The sequence below is a fragment of the Kitasatospora sp. NPDC096077 genome, from assembly GCF_040303245.1.
GTDB lineage: Bacteria > Actinomycetota > Actinomycetes > Streptomycetales > Streptomycetaceae > Kitasatospora.
On sequence record NZ_JBEOSV010000001.1, the window covers coordinates 435,377 to 453,107 of the forward strand.

The 17,731-nt window shown below is 72.5% G+C and carries 13 protein-coding genes; 8 read left to right on the forward strand and 5 right to left on the reverse strand.

Annotation, left to right across the window (positions count from 1 at the left end; translation table 11 throughout):
• Window positions 1-41 precede the first annotated feature (41 nt).
• From ABTZ03_RS01670 to ABTZ03_RS01680, 3 genes are all read right to left on the reverse strand, one after another.
• Complete coding sequence (locus ABTZ03_RS01670) at window positions 42-1,088, reverse strand: NADH-quinone oxidoreductase subunit B family protein (protein ID WP_350510837.1); 1,047 nt, start codon at window positions 1,086-1,088, stop codon at window positions 42-44.
• Between the two features lie 133 nt (window positions 1,089-1,221).
• A complete protein-coding gene (locus ABTZ03_RS01675) occupies window positions 1,222-2,913 on the reverse strand; it encodes a hydrogenase maturation protein (RefSeq protein WP_350510838.1) in 1,692 nt (563 codons plus the stop codon).
• Between the two features lie 137 nt (window positions 2,914-3,050).
• Window positions 3,051-3,449, reverse strand: coding sequence for a cupredoxin domain-containing protein (locus ABTZ03_RS01680; RefSeq protein WP_350510839.1), 399 nt, complete (start codon window positions 3,447-3,449; stop codon window positions 3,051-3,053).
• Window positions 3,450-3,730: 281 nt separating this feature from the next.
• Here ABTZ03_RS01680 and ABTZ03_RS01685 point away from each other — a divergent pair, with 281 nt between their 5' ends.
• Both ABTZ03_RS01685 and ABTZ03_RS01690 read left to right on the forward strand, forming a co-directional pair.
• Window positions 3,731-4,153 (forward strand): SsgA family sporulation/cell division regulator, encoded by a 423-nt coding sequence (locus ABTZ03_RS01685; protein WP_350510840.1) that lies wholly within the window; start codon window positions 3,731-3,733, stop codon window positions 4,151-4,153.
• Between the two features lie 64 nt (window positions 4,154-4,217).
• Entirely contained in the window at window positions 4,218-4,592 is a 375-nt protein-coding gene (locus ABTZ03_RS01690; RefSeq protein WP_350510841.1) for a cupin domain-containing protein, read from the forward strand.
• Here ABTZ03_RS01690 and ABTZ03_RS01695 read toward each other — a convergent pair.
• Window positions 4,564-6,804, reverse strand: coding sequence for a terpene synthase family protein (locus tag ABTZ03_RS01695; protein ID WP_350510842.1), 2,241 nt, complete (start codon window positions 6,802-6,804; stop codon window positions 4,564-4,566). The two genes, ABTZ03_RS01690 and ABTZ03_RS01695, sit on opposite strands and share 29 nt — an antisense overlap.
• A 212-nt stretch (window positions 6,805-7,016) precedes the next feature.
• On the opposite strand from ABTZ03_RS01695, the gene ABTZ03_RS01700 reads away from it, so the two are divergent.
• On the forward strand, window positions 7,017-7,784 hold the full coding sequence (locus tag ABTZ03_RS01700) for a maleylpyruvate isomerase family mycothiol-dependent enzyme (RefSeq protein ID WP_350510843.1): 768 nt from the start codon (window positions 7,017-7,019) through the stop codon (window positions 7,782-7,784).
• Window positions 7,785-7,897: 113 nt separating this feature from the next.
• Here the strand turns inward: ABTZ03_RS01700 and ABTZ03_RS01705 are convergent, their stop codons facing one another.
• A complete protein-coding gene (locus tag ABTZ03_RS01705) occupies window positions 7,898-9,070 on the reverse strand; it encodes a TIGR03364 family FAD-dependent oxidoreductase (RefSeq protein ID WP_350510844.1) in 1,173 nt (390 codons plus the stop codon).
• Between the two features lie 162 nt (window positions 9,071-9,232).
• Between ABTZ03_RS01705 and ABTZ03_RS01710 the strand changes: the two genes are divergently transcribed.
• The 5 genes from ABTZ03_RS01710 (at window position 9,233) to ABTZ03_RS01730 (ending at window position 17,712) form a co-directional block, all read left to right on the forward strand.
• Window positions 9,233-9,994 carry a GntR family transcriptional regulator gene (locus ABTZ03_RS01710; protein WP_350510845.1) on the forward strand — a complete coding sequence of 254 codons (762 nt, stop codon included), beginning with the start codon at window positions 9,233-9,235 and terminating at the stop codon, window positions 9,992-9,994.
• 5 nt (window positions 9,995-9,999) lie between these two features.
• Entirely contained in the window at window positions 10,000-10,689 is a 690-nt protein-coding gene (locus ABTZ03_RS01715; RefSeq protein ID WP_350510846.1) for a phosphonatase-like hydrolase, read from the forward strand.
• Window positions 10,690-10,930: 241 nt separating this feature from the next.
• A complete protein-coding gene (locus tag ABTZ03_RS01720; protein ID WP_350510847.1) occupies window positions 10,931-12,952 on the forward strand; it encodes a phosphocholine-specific phospholipase C in 2,022 nt (673 codons plus the stop codon).
• A 179-nt stretch (window positions 12,953-13,131) separates the two neighbouring features.
• Window positions 13,132-16,722, forward strand: a complete 3,591-nt coding sequence (dnaE, locus tag ABTZ03_RS01725) for a DNA polymerase III subunit alpha (protein WP_350510848.1) — start codon at window positions 13,132-13,134, stop codon at window positions 16,720-16,722.
• 204 nt (window positions 16,723-16,926) lie between these two features.
• The gene (locus ABTZ03_RS01730; protein WP_350510849.1) at window positions 16,927-17,712 is read left to right on the forward strand and encodes a class I SAM-dependent methyltransferase; all 786 of its coding nucleotides are present in this window, start codon (window positions 16,927-16,929) and stop codon (window positions 17,710-17,712) included.
• Window positions 17,713-17,731 lie beyond the last annotated feature (19 nt).

Sequence of the window (17,731 nt, forward strand, 5' to 3'; positions counted from 1 at the left end):
ACGGGGGCCGCACACCGGGGGCGGTGTGCGGCCCTCCGCTGTCACCAGGGCGGGCGGTAACCCGTGGTCAGCTGGCGGCCGGTGCGGCGCCACTTGGGTTCCTTGTCGACGGTCTGCTGGGTGATCGCGCGCAGTCGGCGGATCACCGCGCCGTACACGGTGCTGGCGCCGGTGGAGACGCGTGCGCCGGGCGGCGGGTCCATGAAGGGCATGAACTTGTCCGGGAAGCCGGGCATGGTGCAGGCGATGCAGATGCCGCCCACGTTCGGGCAGCCGCCGACGCCGTTGATCCAGCCGCGCTTGGTGACGTTGCACTTGACGACCGGGCCCCAGCAGCCGAGCCGCACCAGGCACTCGGGGGTGCCGTAGTCGGTGGCGAACTGGCCCTGTTCGTAGTAGCCGCCGCGGTCGCAGCCCTCGTGCACGGTGGCGCCGAACAGCCAGGCGGGCCGCAGCTTGTCGTCGAGCGGGATCATCGGCGCGGAGCCGGCCAGCTGGTAGAGCAGGTAGGTCAGGGTCTCGGCGAAGTTGTCGGGCTGGATCGGGCAGCCCGGGACGCAGACGATCGGCAGTCCGGCCTTGGACTTCCAGTCCCAGCCGAGGTAGTCCGGCACGCCCATCGCGCCGGTCGGGTTGCCGGCCATCGCGTGGATGCCGCCGTACGTGGCGCAGGTGCCGATCGCGACCACGGCGGTCGCCTTGGAGGCGAGCCGGTCGAGCCACTCACTGGTGGTGATGGGCTGGCCGGTGGCGGGGTCGTCGCCGAAGCCGCACCAGTAGCCCTCCTTCTTGATCTTCTCGTTGGGGATCGACCCCTCGACGACCAGCACGAACGGTTCGAGCTCGCCGCGGTCGGCCTTGAAGAACCATTCGACGAAGTTGTCCGCGCCCTGGACCGGGCCGCACTCGAAGTCGATCAGCGGCCAGTGCACGGCGACCTTCGGCAGGCCGGGCAGCGCGCCGGTGACGATCTCCTCGATGCTGGGCTGCATCGCGGCGGTCAGCGAGACGGAGTCGCCGTCGCAGCTGAGGCCCGCGTTGATCCAGAGAATGTGCACCACGTCGGTGTCGGTTGTTGCAGCACCCATGAGGATGCCTCCTCGGGGATGGGAGCCGGGGTGAGTGGCTCGGACCCAGTCATAGCAACGCTGGGGGACGGCCGCCGCTCCGCGCGGCGGGCGGGACCGCCCGGTGCGCGCAAGGCCGGTGGGGCCGTTCGGGTCACAGCCGGGCGCGGAGCCCGGCGGGCACCGGGCGCTTGCGCACGAATGCGGACCGCAGCGCGTGGTACGGCGATTCGGGTGCGAAGAACTGCCGGTGCATGACCGTGAGCTCCTCCTCCCGGTACGCGGCGAGCGGCTTCACCCGCTCGTCGGCCTCGCGCGCCGCCTTCTTCGCCGCGATCCGGCGCTGGGCGCCGGGTGAGGCGGCGAGCAGCCCGGCCAGTCGGGCCGCGGCGGGGCCGAAGCCCTCCGGCCCGGCGTCGAGCACCCGGTCGACCAGGCCGAGCCGTTCGGCGGTGGTCGTGGACACCGGGAGGGCCTGGCGGGTCAGCCGCTCGGCCTCCGCCGCGCCCACTCGGCGCGGCAGGGTGTACGTCCAGTACTCCGAGCCGTACAGCCCCATCAGCCGGTAGTGCGGGTTGAGCACGGCGCCGCGGCGGCACCACACCTCGTCGGCGGCCAGCGCCAGCATCACCCCGCCGGCCGCGGCGTTGCCGCCGAGGGCGGCGACCACCAGCCGGTCGGTGGTGGTGAGCACCTCGGCGACCAGGTCGTCCATCGCGGTGATGGTGGCCCAGGACTCGGCGGCCGGGTCCTCGGCGGCCTCGATGACGTTGAGGTGGATGCCGTTGGAGAAGAAGTCCCGGCCGCCGCCCAGCACCAGCACCGAGGTCGGGCGGCCGAGCGCGAAGCGGTAGGCCGCCCGCAGCCGGCGGCAGTGGTCGGCGGACATCGCGCCGCCGGGGAAGGAGAAGTGCAGGAAGCCCACCGGGCCGTCCTCGCGGTAGCGCAGGTCCGACCAGCCGGCGCGCTCGCCCGGCTCCGGCATCAGCGGCGCCGAACGCTCCGGGACGGGCGGCAGCAGGGCGCCGAGCGCCGTCACGGCCGGGAGCTTGAAGGTCGCGGGCCCGCCCGGGGTGCGGCGGCGGCGAAGTTCGGGGAGCCACACTGCTCCGTCCGGGGTAGCCCGGCAGACGGCGCCGGCCCGGGTGGCGAGCAGGTCGCCCGGGCGGCCGCGCAGCAGCGGCTCGGGGTGGCCGCCGTGCAGGTACCACTCAGCGCCGCACAGGTCGTCCAGCACCCCGGGCTGGGAGTCGGCGGCGCGCAGCCGGCGCAGCACCGCCTCGGTGGAGTCGGCGGTCCAGTCGATCCGGCGCTCGGCCTGGCGCAGGACCGGCCGGGTGCGGACGGTCCCCTGCCAGCCGGGGCCGTGCTGCGGCTGGGGCGCGTGGGTGCCGGAGGCGACCCGCTCCACGGCGAGCAGCGCGGCGGCCACGGCCGCGTCGGAGACCTCGTTGCGATAGAGGTCGCTCTTCCCGCGCCCGGGCAGACGGCAGGGCGCCCAGGCCCAGACCGGTCCGGCGTCCATCTCCTCCTCGGCCTGGAGCACGGTGACGCCCCACTCGGTGCGGCCGTCCTGGATCGCCCGGTCCAGCGAGGAGGGACCGCGGTCGCCGGGCGGGCCGGGGTGGACGATCAGGCAGGTGAGCCGGGACCAGACCTCCCGCGGGATCGCGCTGCGCAGCATCGGCGCGAGCAGCAGGTCCGGCCGCAGCCGGTCCACCGCAGCCGTCAACTCGTCTTGGTCACCGGCCAGTTGGACGTCCACCTGGTGGCGTCGGTCGCGCAGTTCGGCGTGCAGGCGCTGGCTGAGACTGTTGAACGCGCTGGCGAGGAGCAGGATCCGCATGTCCGCCTCCGACGGTGAGGGCCTCCGGGATCCCGCAGATCATCGCCTTCGGGCCGTCCGGCCCCCGGTCCGTCCGTCCCGCCGCGCCGCCCGTTCACCCGGGCGGCGGGGCGGGCAGTCGGGTGGTCCCGGGCCGCTCAGCCGACGGTGAGGGTGCCGTGCATGAACGGGTGGATGGTGCAGATGTACGGGTGGGCGCCGCTCTGCGGGGCGGTGAAGGTGGCGGAGGCGCCGGGCTGGATCGGGCCGGTGTCGAAGGACTTGTCGTCGGCGGTGAGGGTGTGGGCGGCGGAGTCCTGGTTGACCACGGTGACGCTCTGGCCGGGGCTCACCGTCAGGGCGGCGGGGGCGAAGGCGAAGTCCTTGATGGTGACCTGGACGGCGGCGTTGCCGCTGGGCGCGGCGGGGCTGGTCAGGGCCGCGTCGGCCACCGAGCCGGAGGCGCTGTTCGACGGGGTGCCGGAGCCGGCGCAGCCCGCGAGGGCGGCGGAGAGCAGCAGCGCGGCGGCTGCCCGGAGGGGGCGGGGGCGGGTCACGGACGGGCTCCGTTCGGGAGGGGTGCGGGGGCGTGGTTCCAGCCTCCGTCGGCCCGGTGCCGCCGTGGTCGGGCCGAGGGCTCCGGACAGCCCGCCGTTTCATTCCTGGGAGTGAAAGCGCTGGCCCAGAGTTGACGGCTGATGGTCCGCGCGGACGGGCGATGCGCGGGAATTGTGGAGATTCCTCCCCCCTCGGCTGCCACGCGGCGCACCGGGTAGGCGCCCCCAGGTAGGCCGGAGCGTGCCGGTCGGGCGCGCCGTGACCACAGGAGGCCGAATCGATGCAGTTGTCCACCGTCCGCCCGGTGCCCGTCACCTTCCCCGACAGCGCGGCGCCCGACGTCCCGATCGAGGCCCAGCTGCGCTTCGACGCGAGCCTGCCGTACGCCGCCTGCCTGGCGTTCCCGCTCACCCCGTGCCGGTGCACCGGGGACACCGCCCGGGTGTGCTGGTACTTCAGCCGGGAGCTGCTGAACGAGGGCCGGCTCACCCCGGTCGGCAGCGGCGACGTGCAGGTCCGGCCGGGTCCGGCGGGTGAGGTGCTGATCACCCTGCGGGGGCCGGTCGGGCGGGCCGTGGTCAGCGCCCCGGAGGAACTGGTCACGGCCTTCCTCTCGGACTCCTTCACGCTGGTGCCGGCCGGGTCGGAGTCCGAGCACCTCGACCTCGACCACGCGCTCGCCCGGCTGCTCGACGCAGGCTGAGCCGGGCGCCCGCCCTCCTCCGTAGAATCCTCGGGCCGCTCCCGCCCGCCCTCAGGAGGCCCCGTTGACGCCCGACCCCGGACCAGGTGTGCTCACCCGGCTGGATTCCCTGCTCCGGCAGACCCCCGCCGACCGCGGCGGGGCGCTGTGGCGGCTGCAGGAGGACGGCCGCCAGCTGGACGCCAACATCATCCGCCTCCCGGCGGACGCCGAGGTCCCCGCGCACGTCGAACCGGACCTCGACGTGCTGCTCCAAGTACTCGACGGGAGCGGCCGGTTGGAGACGGACGGCACCGGGCAGCCGCTCTCCCCCGGCTGCACCGCCTGGCTCCCGCGCGGCGCCCGCCGGGCCGTGGCGGCGGGCGGGGACGGCCTGGTCTACCTCACCGTCCACCGCCGCCGCCCCGGCCTCACCGTCCGCCCGGCGCCGGCCGGGTAGTCCCGTCCCCGGCTCGGGCCGTGGGCAGCGGGATCCGGGCGGCCGAGGTGCCGAGGCCGGTGGGCCGGGGCAGGTCGCGGCCGTGGTGGCGGCGCAGGTCGGCCTCCGGGTAGCGGCGGGAGACGCCGTGCCAGTGCAGGTTGGCGGTCATCAGGTTCCGGAGGTAGCGGACGTGGTCGTCGACGGCCTGCCGGGTGGCACCGTCGAGGCGCAGGTCCGCGCAGAGCACGGGCAGTTCACGGGCCGCCAGGTGCTCGAACTGGTCGAGCCGGGCGGTGACCAGGTCGCCGACGATGCGCGCCGCCTCCGGGTACCCGCAGTCGAGGAAGTGCTGCACGACCAGGGAGGCGTTGTGGAAGTCGCCCTCGAACTCGATCTCCCGCTGGTACGAGAACAGGTCGTTGACCAGGCCGGCGTGGTCGGCGGCCGAGTCCTCCAGCGCCCGCATCGTGCCGCTCGCCAGGAGGGCGGCCGGCAGGGCCGGGCGCAGCAGGCCGGGGAGGGCGAGGAAGAAGCCGCTGCCGATGGTCCGGCGGCGGGTCTCCAGGTAGTCGACCGGGTCGGGGACGCGGTGGTGGGCGAGGCCGGCGATCTCGGTGAGCCAGCCGTCCAGCAGCTCGGCGAGCAGGGTCCGGACGGTGTCGCGGTCGGCCGGTGACAGTCGGGCGGTGGCGCGCGGCCAGAACTCGGCGAGGCCGCGTTCCAGCGCGTTCGCGGGTGCCACCGGCCCGGCCGGGTCCGGCGCGGCGATGGCCAGCAGGCGTGCGACGGCCGCTTCGGCGCCGGCCTGGTCGCGTCGGTGTCCGTGGGCGGCGGAGAGGTAGTCGTCGCCGTAGCTGCCCCAGGTGACGAAGGTCGCGACCAGGTCGAGCTGTCCGGCGGTGGCGTCCGGGAGGGTGTAGGCCGTGAACCCGCCGAAGTCGTAGTCGTCGAGCCGTTCCCCGGTCCAGAGCGGGCGGCCGCCGAGGAGGGGTTCCGGAGCGAACATGCCCACCCGGCGCGCCCAGTCCACCGTCGTGCGCCGGACCTCGTCCGCGTGCCGGTTGAGGCGCGGGGCGCCCGGGAGGCGGAGTTCGGGGACGAGGGAGGGGCCGGTCCGCCGGTGCGGGACGAAGGTGAAGTTCCGGACCCGCTGCGCGCCGGTGGCGGCGACCAGCCGCCGGACGTCCAGCGCCGAGGTGCCGAGGGTGCCCAGCGGGAGGCCCGAACTGCCGTGGTGGCCACCGCCGTTCATGTAGCGACTGGAGTGCAGGTGCCACTCGTGGCCGCCCGCCTGCCAGTCCTGCAGCCCCTTGACGTACGCCAGCACCCGGGCGGTCTCCTCGGCGGTGAGGCCGTGTTCGGCGAACAGCGGGCCCAGTTCGGTGAGCACGGTGTCCTCGAACTGCTGCATCCGGGAGGTCACCAGGTCGTTGACCCGGTTCGCCGCCTCCTGGGTGGAGACGGCGAGGAAGGTCTCCAACACCAGGACACCGTTGCTCAGTTCGCCCTCCTCCTCGATCTCGCGCTGGTAGGAGAACAGGTCGTTGCGCAGGTGCACCGCATCGGAGAAGGTGTCCCGGAGCACCCGCAGCGGCCGGGTGTACGCGACCGCGGCCGGGATCTCGGCGCCCGCCGCGTGTTCCACCAGCCCGGCCGACCAGGGCGCGCCGCCCACCTTGCGGCGCATCTCGATGTACTCGACCGGGTTGGGGATCCGACCGATGTCGATGTTCGACAGTTCCCAGATCGACTCGTCGAGCAGGTGCCCGGTGCTCAGGGCGAAGCGTTTCCGCCAGTCCGCCGAGGTGCCCGGGACGGTGCGCCGCCAGAGGTCGGCGAGGCCCGCCTCCACCGGGTTCCGCGGTTCGGGCGTCCCGGCCGAGGGGTCCGGCGGCATGAAGGCGGGCAGCCGGTCGAGGTGGGACCGGGCGCCGACCCGGTCCCGGGTGCGCTTGAAGGTCTCCAGGAAGTGGTCGTCGAAGAAGAACACCCAGACGTGCCAGTCGGTGACCAGGGACAGCTCGGCCCCGTCGCAGTCCGGGTAGGTGTACGCGCACAGCAGCGGGTAGTCGTGGGCGTCGAGGTCCCGCTGCTCCCAGACGCCGGAGCCCTCCAGCATGCCCATCCCACGGGCCCAGCGGCGGGAGTGCTCGCGCGCCTGTTCCAGGTGGGGATTGCGGCGGGCGGGGTGCGGCAGGTAGAAGGCGGGAAGTTCGAAGGGCTGGGACACAGGGGGTCGCGCTCTCTGCTGGGGACGGCCGGTCCACTGGTCAACGACCGCTCCTCGGGGACGGTGTGCACCCGGAGAGTTACTTGACAAGCTCAACCTTTCAGGCCTAGCGTCGTCGCGATTGCTTCAGCAAATGAAACATTGAGCGCACAAGCCGTCGGGCGCGGGCCGCCCGCGCCGCCGCGCCACCCGGAGCACTGGAGACCACCCTCATGACCCCGCAGGACCGCGGCGCCGCCGTCGCCGCCGAGACCGCCCGCTTCGTCGCCGCCGTACGGGACGCCGACCTCACCCTCCCGGTGCCCGACTGCCCGGACTGGACGCTCGCCGACCTCGTCCGGCACGCCGGCAGCGTGCAGCGCTGGTTCACCGTGCTGATCCGCCAGCGGATCCAGGAGCGCCCGCTCAGCCGGGACGTGGACCTGCGGCTGCCCGAACGGCCCGAGGGCCTCCCGGACTGGCTGGCCGAGGCCGCCGCGCAGGCCGCCGCGGCCTTCGCCGAGGGCGACCTCGACGAGCCGATGTGGGCCTGGGGCGCCGACCAGCACGCCCGGTTCTGGGTCCGCCGGATGCTGTTCGAGACCCTGGTCCACCGCGTGGACGCCGAGCGCGCGCTCGGCCTGGCGGCGGAGATCGACCCGGAGCTCGCCGCCGACGGCGTGGACGAGTTCCTGACCAACCTGCCGTTCGCCGCCTTCTTCGCCCCCGGGACGGCCGAGCTGCGCGGCGAGGACCGCACCATCCGCTTCGCCCGCACCGACGGCGAGGGCGACTGGCTGGTCCGGCTGCGCTCCGACGGCTTCGGCCTCGACCAGGGCGACGGCACCGAGGACGACACGGCCGCCGACGCCACCGTCCGGGCCACCGCCGCCGAGCTGCTGCTGCTCCTCTACCGGCGGCTCGACCGCACCGCGGCCGGCGTGGAGCTGGCCGGGGACCAGGAGCTGCTGGCGCTCTGGTTCGAGCACTCGGCGTTCTGAGCGCCTGTCCGGCACTTGTCCGGACAAGGGACCGGCCGGACCTTCGCAGGTCCGGCCGGTTCCGTCAGTTCACCCAGGTGGTCCAGGGTGCCCGGTTGTCGCTACAAGTGGGCTCAGGCGGTCGCGGTCAGGGTGCCGTCGAAGGTGGCGGCCGCGAGGCCGAAGGAGAGGGTCATCCCGACACCCGAGGTGACCGAGATCGCCCGCACGCCCGGGGCCAGGTCGCGGACCAGCAGCGGGCCGCGCGGGCTGCTGGCGTAGACGCCCTGCCAGCGCTCCAGCACCCGCAGCTCCGGCACGCCCAGCACCCGGGCGACGGCGTCGATCAGCAGCTCGTACGTCCGCTCGTCGATGAACGGCGGGGTGGTGGCGTCGTAGTGGTGCGAGTCGCCGACCAGCACCGAGCCGTCCGGCAGCCGGGTGAACATCACATTGGCGCCGATCCCCAGCAGCTCCGCGCTGTGGCCGAGCACCTCGGTGCGCAGCGGGGCGGCCGACGGCTGGGCGGTGAAGGCGTCGTAGCGGAGCATCGACGTGGCGGTCAGCACCGCGGAGTTGGTGCGGAAGCCGGCCGGGGCCTCGACCCGCGCCATGCTCAGCCGGCAGCGCTCGATCCCGTGGTCCTCGGCGATGTCCGGGAACAGGTAGTCCACGTCGTGGCCGACGCAGACCAGGATCCGGTCACCGTGGACCGGGCCGCGGGTGGTGTGCACGGCGCCGGTCTCGACGCCGGTGACGGCGGTGCCCCACAGCACCCGGCCGCGCGAGTGCTCCGCGACCCAGCGGGCCAGCGCGGGCGCCGCCTCGCGCGGGTTGACCCGCAGGTCGGCGGGCAGCAGCGCGCCGCCCACCAGGTCGCCGGCCGCGTCGAGCGGGCGGCCGAGCGCCTCGGCGGTCTGCGCGGCGGTGCGCAACCGCACGGCGTCGCCGCCGCGTTCGGCGCTCAGCTCCTCCAGGACGGCCGCCTCGGTCGCCGACCGGGCCACCACCAGGGCGCCCGCCTGCTCGGCCCAGAAGCCGGCCGCCTCGGCGGCGCGCAGCCAGCCGGTCCGGGACCGCCGGGCGAGGGCGAGCAGGTCGCCGTCCTGGGCGGTGATGCAGCAGTGGCCGAAGTTGCGGACCGAGGCGCCGACCGGCTCGCGGTCGCGCTCGACCACGGTGACGGACAGTCCGTTGCTGAGGGCCTCGAAGGCGTGGGCCAGGCCGACGATGCCGGCGCCCACGATCACCACGTCACTGGAGACGGAGGACGCGGCGGGGGTGTGTGCGGATGCGGTGCTGCTCATGGGGCCAGCTAAGGGGCTTCCGGTGACTGGAGTCAAGAGATGTATGTACAAGTTACCGTCTGTTCACCCAGGCGACGGCCTTCGGGGACGAACAGATGAACAAGTGAAACCGCAGGTCGCGCGGCCTTGAGAAGTTCCGCCCCGGGGTGCCATAGTCAACTTGTGAAGACAAGTGAGGACCTCCCTCTCCACCAACGGCTCGGCGCCGAGTTCCTGCGCCGCATCGAGTCCGGCGAGTGGCCCGAGGGCCTGCCGGTGCCCAGCGAGTCACAGCTCTGCGCCGAGTTCGGCACCTCCCGCGGCCCGGTCCGCCAGGCCCTGGCCATGCTGCGCAGCGCGGGCAGCCTGGTCGGCGGCCGCGGGAAGCCGCCGGTGGCGCGCCGCACCACGCCCTCCCAGCCCTTCGGCACGTTCCTGTCCTTCACCCAGTGGGCCCGCACCATCGGCCGCGAACCCGGGCAGAGCACCGTCGAGGTGGCCCGTCGACGGGCGTCCGCGGAGACGGCGGCCCGGCTCGGCCTGGCCGAGGGCGAACCGGTGGTCGAACTCGTCCGGCTGCGGCTGCTGGACGGCGTCCCGGCCATGCTGGAGCGCTCCACCTTCGTCCACGAGGTCGGCCGGATCCTGTTCGACTTCGACCCGGACCACGGCTCGGTCTACCAGGAGCTGCTGCGCCGCGAGGTCGACCTGCACCACGCCCGGCACACCATCGACGCCGTCGCCGCCGGGCCGCAGGACGCCGACCTGCTCCGGGTCGCCGCCGGGGACCCGCTGCTGCGGGTGCGCCGGCTCACCACGTCCAGCCAGGGCGTGCCGCTGGAGGACGCCGACGACCGCTACCTGCCGGCCATGGCCACCTTCACCATCGAGAACACCATCGAAGGCCGAACCGTGATCGGCCGCTACCGCACCGAAGAGGACTGACCACCGTGATCGAGCTCGCCGTCCTGGACATGGCCGGTACCACCATCAACGAGTCCGGCGCCGTCTACCGGGCGCTGCGCACCGCCGTCGAGCGGAACGGGGTGACCGTCGCCGAGGCCGACCTGCAGACCTGGATGGGCACCGACAAGCGCGAGGCCATCGCCGCCCTGGTCCGGATCGGGGGCGGCACCCCGACCCCGGAGCTGGTCGAGGAGAGCTACGCGGCCTTCGCCGAGTTCCTGCGCGAGGCCTACCGGGCCACGCCGCCGCAGGCCATCGAGGGCGTCGAGGCCGCACTGGCCGAGCTGCGCGCCCGCGGCATCAAGGTCGCGCTGACCACCGGGTTCAGCGACGACGTCGCCTACCCGCTGCTGGAGTCGATCGGCTGGTCCACCGGCGAGGGCGGCAACCTGGACGCCGTGGTCACCTCGGACGAGGTGCCGCGCGGCCGTCCGGCGCCGTACATGATCCACCGGGCGATGGAGAAGACCGGCGTGATCGACACCCGCCGGGTGCTGACCGCCGGTGACACCGTGGTGGACGTCCAGGCCGGCCGCAACGCCGGGGCCGGGGTCGTCGTCGGGGTGCTGACCGGCGAGCTCGGCCGGGCCGACTTCGACGGGCACCCGCAGACCCACGTGCTGTCCGGCGTCACCGAGATCCCCGGCCTCCCCGAGGCCCAGCAGACCGTCTGACCGCTTCCCGCGGCCTCTCCCCGGCCGCGGGACCCGCCGACGCCATCGCCGCCCCCACGGCGATGGCGTCGGCGTTTTCGCGTCCCGGGCCGCCCTCCGGCCACCCCCTCCGGGAGGCCATGTCCGCGCCATCGCCCGGACCGGAGCCGTTCACTGCGCGGGAGTGGCTCGGGGCGGCCCGCGCTCCCCAGACTTGTCCAGCCAAGTCGGGAAGCACTTGTCCAGACAAGAGGAGCCCCTCGTGACCCCCGTGTCCCGCCGAACGTTCATGGGATTCGCCGCAGCCGCCGCCGGAGCGACCGCCGGCCTCTCCGCCCTCCCCGAGTCCCTGCAGCAGGCCGTGGCCGCCCCCGCCGCCAGCGGCACCATCAACGACGTCCAGCACGTCGTGATCTTCATGCAGGAGAACCGCGCCTTCGACCACTACTACGGCACGATGAACGGCGTCCGGGGCTTCGGCGACCGCAACGCGATCAACCTGCCCGGCGGCAACCCGGCCTTCTACCAGCCGTACTCGAACTCCGACGGCTACATCCTGCCGTTCCGGATGGACACCACCACGACCAGCGCCACCTGTGCCGACGCCCCGGCGATGAGCTACCCGGTGGACACCGCGATCTGGCACGGCGGCAAGTACGACGCCTGGAACACCGCCCGCACCCCCGGCCTCGGCATGGGCTACTTCGCCCGCCCCGACCTGCCCTTCTACTACGCGCTCGCGGACGCCTTCACCATCTGCGACCACTACTTCTGCTCCACCCTGACCCAGACCAACCCCAACCGGCTGCACCTGTTCACCGGCTCCAACGGCCTCTCGGTCGGCAAGTCGGCCGTCCTCGACAACACCGAGCCCGCGGCCGGCTTCGGCTGGACCACCTACGCGGAGCGGCTGGAGGCCGCCGGGATCAGCTGGAAGGTCTACCAGCAGAGCGACAACTTCGACGACAACGCGCTCGCCTGGTTCGCCAAGTTCAAGAACGCCAAGCCGGGTTCGCCGCTGCACGACAAGGGCATGGCCACCGTCCCCGACCTGGTCGCCGCCTTCCGGAAGGACGTCGACGCGGGCACCCTGCCGCAGGTGTCCTGGATCGTCGCGCCGGCCTCGCTCTCCGAGCACGCCAACTACCGGCCCGCCTACGGCGAGGACCTCAGCGCCCGGCTGCTCCAGGTGCTGGCCGCCAACCGGTCCGTCTGGTCGCAGACCGCCTTCATCCTCAACTACGACGAGAACGGCGGCTTCTTCGACCACGTCCCGCCGCCGGTCCCGCCGGCCACCTCCTCCCAGGGCAAGAGCTCGGTCTCCACCGTCGGCGAGGTCTCCGGCGGCCGGGCGATCGGGATGGGGCCGCGGGTGCCGCTCATCGTGGTCTCCCCCTGGACCCGCGGCGGCTACGTCAACTCCCAGGTGTTCGACCACACCTCGGTGATCCGCTTCCTGGAGCAGCGGTTCGGCGTCAAGGAGCCCAACATCAGCGCTTGGCGCCGCGCCGTCAGCGGCGACCTGACCTCCGTCTTCGGCTTCTCCGGCCAGGACAGCAGCTGGCCCGCGCTGCCGGACACCAGCGGCTACGTCTCCGGCGCGGACGACCAGTGCGGCAGCCTGCCGGCGCCGAAGGTCCCGGCCGTCCAGTCAATGCCCGTCCAGGAGCCCGGCACCCGCCCGGCCCGCGCGCTGCCCTGGCAGCCCAACGCAACCGGCCGTACCGACTGCGCGGGCGGGACGTTCTGGATCGACATGACCAACACGGGGACGGCGGGCGTCGTCTTCTACGTCTACCCGAACGCCTACCGCACCGACGGCCCGTGGCTGTACACCGTCGGCGCCTGCGCCACCGTCTCCGACTACTGGACGGCCGGCACCCCGACCGGCGCCTACGACCTGTCGCTCTACGGCCCCAACGGGTTCCACCGCCGCTTCGCCGGCAACCGCAGCACCGCCTGCGGCAGCGGCGCGGCCCTGGTCGAGGTCGCGTCCGGCTACGACACCGCGAACGCCGCCCTCACCCTCGCGTTCACCAACACCGGCGGCACGGCGGCCACCGTGACCGTCACCGACAACGCCTACGGCACCGGCGGCCCCTGGACGTACAGCGTCCCGGCCGGGACCACCGCCGGCGCCCCGGTGAGCGCCGCCTTCGCGACCAGGAGCGGCTGGTACGACCTGACCGTCACCGCGGACACCTCCGACGGCTTCCTGCGCCGCCTGGCCGGCCACCTGGAGACCGGCGCGGACAGCATCACCGACCCCGGCCCGGCGTCCTGACCGAGCTCCCGGGGCGGCCCGGGCCGGGCGCCGAGTCCGGCGCCTAGCACGGGTCGCCCCGGGAGACGGTAGGAACGCGTCAAGGTCGCCGCGGCGGGCACCCCGCCCGGCGCGTCGTCCGGGTCGACCCGCTAGCCTGGACCGCTCCCCTACCGAGGTTCCCCGAGGAGCACAGCGCCGTGTCCGACAGCTTTGCGCACCTGCACGTCCACACCGAGTACTCGATGCTCGACGGGGCGGCGAAGAACGGCAAGCTGTTCGCCGAGGCGGAGAGACAGGGCATGCCCGCCATCGCGATGAGCGACCACGGCAACATGTTCGGCGCCTACGAGTTCTTCCACGCGGCCGCCAAGACCGGGGTGAAGCCGATCATCGGCATCGAGGCGTACGTGGCGCCCGGGTCCCGCTTCCACAAGAAGCAGGTGTTCTGGTCGCCGGGCGGCCAGCGCCCGAGCAGCAGTGACGGCGAGGGCGGCAAGGACGTCTCCGGTGGCGGCCGCTACACCCACATGACCATGTGGGCGCAGAACGCGACCGGTCTGCGCAACCTCTTCAAGCTCTCCTCGCTCGCGTCGATGGAGGGCTACTACATGAAGCCCCGGATGGACCGCGAGCTGATCGCCGCGAACGCCACCGGGATCATCGCCACCACCGGCTGCCCCTCCGGCGAGGTGCAGACCCGGCTGCGGCTGGGCCAGTACGACGAGGCGGTCAAGGCGGCCGGCGCCTACCAGGACATCTTCGGCAAGGAGAACTACTTCCTGGAGCTGATGGACCACGGCCTCTCCATCGAGAAGGACGTCCGCGACGACCTGCTGCGCCTGGCCAAGGACCTGAACATCCCGCTGCTGGCCACCAACGACTCGCACTACGTGACCGCCGACCAGGCGGACGCCCACGACAGCCTGCTCTGCGTCGGCGTGGGCAAGAACAAGGACGACCCGAACCGGTTCAAGTTCCAGGGCACCGGCTACTACGTGAAGACCGCCGAGGAGATGCGCGAGCTCTTCCGCGAGCTGCCGGAGGCCTGCGACAACACCCTGGCGATCGCCGAGCGGATCGAGTCGTACGAGGAGGTCTTCACCTACGTCGACCGGATGCCCCAGTTCGACGTGCCCGAGGGCGAGACCCAGGCGTCCTTCCTGCGCAAGAAGATCGAGATCGGGCTCCAGCACCGGTACGGCGACAGCCCGAGCCAGGAGGTGCTGGACCGGATCGAGCTGGAGATGGGCGTCATCACCCCGATGGGGTTCGACGCCTACTTCCTCGTGGTCGCCGACATCTGCCAGTACGGCCGGGACAACGGCATCCCGGTCGGCCCCGGCCGTGGCTCGGCGGCGGGCTCGATGGTCGCCTACCTGACCGGGATCACCCAGCTGGACCCGCTGGAGCACGACCTGCTGTTCGAGCGCTTCCTCAACCCCGAGCGCATCAACCCCCCGGACGTCGACATCGACTTCGACGACCGCCAGCGCGACCAGATGGTCCGCTACGTGACCGAGAAGTACGGCGCCGCGTACACCGCCCAGGTGAACACCTTCGGCACCATCAAGGCCAAGGCCGCCGTGAAGGACGCCAACCGCATCCTCGGCTACCCGTTCTCGATGGGCGACCGGATCACCAAGGCGATGCCGCCGGACGTCATGGGCAAGGGCGTGCCGCTGGCCGACCTGTTCGACGAGAAGCACTCCCGGTACAACGAGGGCACCGAGATCCGGGCGCTGTACCAGAACGAGCCCGACGTCAAGAAGATCATCGACACCGGCCGGGGCATCGAGGGCCTGATCCGCGGCACCGGCGTGCACGCGGCCGCGGTCATCCTCTCCTCGACCCCGCTGCTCGACCTGATCCCGCTGCACATGCGGGACAAGGACGGCGTGATCATCACCGGCTTCGACTACCCGTCGTGCGAAGCCATGGGCCTGATCAAGATGGACTTCCTGGGTCTGCGGAACCTGGGCATCATCGACCACTGCATCAAGATCGTGAAGGCCAACCGGGGCGTCGACGTCGACATCGAGAAGATCCCGATCGACGACCCCACCACCTACCAGCTGCTGGCCCGGGGCGACACCCTGGGCGTGTTCCAGCTCGACGGCGGGCCCATGCGCGCCCTGCTCAAGCTGATGAAGCCCACCGAGTTCGCCGACATCTCCGCCGTCTCGGCGCTGTACCGGCCCGGCCCGATGGGCATGAACTCGCACACCAACTACGCCCTGCGCAAGAACGCCCAGCAGGAGATCATCCCGATCCACCCCGAGCTGGAGGAGCCGCTCAAGGACGTCCTCGGCCCGACCTACGGTCTGATCGTCTACCAGGAGCAGGTGCAGCGAGCCGCCCAGGTGCTGGCCGGCTACTCGCTCGGCCAGGCAGACCTGCTGCGCCGCGCGATGGGCAAGAAGAAGAAGGAGGTGCTGGAGAAGGAGTTCGTGCCCTTCCACGCGGGCTGCAAGGAGCGCGGCTACTCCGACGAGGCGATCCAGGCGGTGTGGGACGTCCTGGTCCCGTTCGCCGGCTACGCGTTCAACAAGTCGCACTCCGCCGCGTACGGCCTGGTCTCGTACCAGACCGCCTACCTGAAGGCCAACTACCCGGCCGAGTACATGGCCGCGCTGCTCACGTCCGTCGCCGACGACAAGGACAAGATGGCGGTCTACCTGGCCGAGTGCCGGCAGATGGGCATCAAGATCCTCTCCCCCGACGTCAACGAGTCGGTGGTCGACTTCACCGCCGTCGGCAGCGACGTCCGGTTCGGCCTCAAGGCGGTGCGCAACGTCGGTGTGCCGGTGATCGAGTCGCTGGTGCGCACCCGTGAGGAGAACGGCAAGTACACCTCCTTCGCCGACTTCCTGGACAAGGTCGAGCTGGTGGTCTGCAACAAGCGCACCGTCGACTCGCTGGTCAAGGCGGGCGCCTTCGACTCGCTCGGCCACTCCCGGCTGTCGCTCAGCAGCGTGCACGAGAGCGCCATCGACGCCGTCACCGGGGTGAAGAAGCAGCAGGCCATCGGCCAGGACGACCTGTTCGGCGCCCTCGACGGCGGCGACGGCTCGCCGACCATCGGGCTGGACTTCCAGCTCACCGACAACGAGTGGCCCCGGCGCCAACTCCTCGCCCTGGAACGCGAGATGCTCGGCCTCTACGTCTCCAGCCACCCGCTGGACGGCGCCGAGCACATCCTCTCCCAGAACCGCGACACCTCGATCGCCGAACTCCTCGGCTCCGGCCGCTCGGAAGGCGAGGTCCGGCTCTCCGGGCTGATCACCGGCGTGGACCGGCGGATCAACAAGGCGGGCAACGCCTGGGCGATCATCACCCTGTCCGACCGGGACGGCTCGGTCGAGGTGCTGTTCTTCCCGGCCACCTACAACCTGATGGCCGACCAGATGATCGAGGACAACGTGATCTCGGTCCGCGGCCGGCTCAACGAGCGCGACGGCTCGCTGAGCATCTTCGGCCAGGAGATCACCACCCTGGACGTCTCCTCCGCCGAACTGGGCACCAAGCCGCCGGTCCAGATCACCGTGCCGGTGCACCGGATCACCCCCCAGCTGGTCTCCGAGCTCAAGCTCGCCCTGGAGGCCCACCCCGGCGACGTCCCGATCCGGCTGCTCACCACCAACTGGGACAAGAACACCCTGTACGAGCTGGGCTACCGGGTGAACCCCGACAACGGGCTCGCCTCGGACGTCAAGACCCTGCTGGGCAACCGCGCCTGGGCGGGCGCGGCGGTCCGCTCGGCCGGCGGCGACCCGGGCGCCGGCCGCTAGGCCCGGCCTTCGAACTCCTGTCCGCGGAAGCGGGGCGGGGCGCGATGGCGCCCTGCCCCGCTTTCCGTGTGTGCGCCCCGTTTCCGTGTGGGCGTCAGCATTAGATGAAAACGGATATCATTACGGTGCGGGCAGTGGATCGCGCCGGTTCGTTGCCAATTCATATGGACATGACAGACATTGGCAATCGAACGGGGAGTGCGCATGCGCACGGACACTGCGGGAGTCGGAATGCCGGTCGACGAGACCCTGGCCGGAGCCTGGGTGGAACGCTGGGAGCGCCAGCAGGAGCAGTACGCGGTGGAACGCGAGGAGCGGTTCACCGTCATCGTCGACGTACTGGAACAGGTCGTCGGCCACCACGAACGGCCGCTGATCGCCGACCTCGGCAGCGGCCCCGGCTCGCTGTCCGCCCGCGTCGCGGACCGACTGCCGCACGCCGAGGTCCTCGCCGTCGACATCGACCCGCTGCTGCTCGCCCTCGGCCGGGCCGGCCACCCCCGGGTCACCCGCTGGGTGGAGACCATGATCGGCCGCCCGGGCTGGATCGCGGACCTCGGGCTGGACCGCCCGCTGGACGCCGTGATCTCCTCCACCGCGCTGCACTACCCGCCGCCGGAGGCGCTGCTCGGGATCTACCGCGACCTGGCGGGCGCGCTGCGCCCCGGCGCCGTCCTGGTCAACGGCGACCACCTGATCCCCGAGGAGCCCTCGCTCGCCGAACTCGCGCTCGCCATCGGCCGGCGCCGCTCCCAGCGCCGGGGCCTCGCCGACACCGAGGACTGGACGCAGTGGTGGGACGCCGCCCGGCTGATCCCCGAGTTCGCCGAACTGCTGGCCGCCCGGGAGCGCCAACTGCCGCCGACCGAGGGCGACAGCAACGGGCTGTCCGCCACCCAGCACGCCGAACTGCTGCGGATGGCGGGCTTCCGCCAGGCCGGGTCGGTGTGGCAGTACGGCGCCAGCTCCGTCCTGGTGGCGCTGCGCTGAGCCGGCCCGCCCCCGGACC

Coding starts and splice junctions, on each gene's coding strand:
- ABTZ03_RS01670 (WP_350510837.1), bottom strand. CDS start 1,088: ATGGGTGCTGCAACAACCGACACCGACGTGGTGCACATTCTCTGGATC.
- ABTZ03_RS01675 (WP_350510838.1), bottom strand. CDS start 2,913: ATGCGGATCCTGCTCCTCGCCAGCGCGTTCAACAGTCTCAGCCAGCGC.
- ABTZ03_RS01685 (WP_350510840.1), top strand. CDS start 3,731: ATGCAGTTGTCCACCGTCCGCCCGGTGCCCGTCACCTTCCCCGACAGC.
- ABTZ03_RS01700 (WP_350510843.1), top strand. CDS start 7,017: ATGACCCCGCAGGACCGCGGCGCCGCCGTCGCCGCCGAGACCGCCCGC.
- ABTZ03_RS01705 (WP_350510844.1), bottom strand. CDS start 9,070: ATGAGCAGCACCGCATCCGCACACACCCCCGCCGCGTCCTCCGTCTCC.
- ABTZ03_RS01730 (WP_350510849.1), top strand. CDS start 16,927: ATGCGCACGGACACTGCGGGAGTCGGAATGCCGGTCGACGAGACCCTG.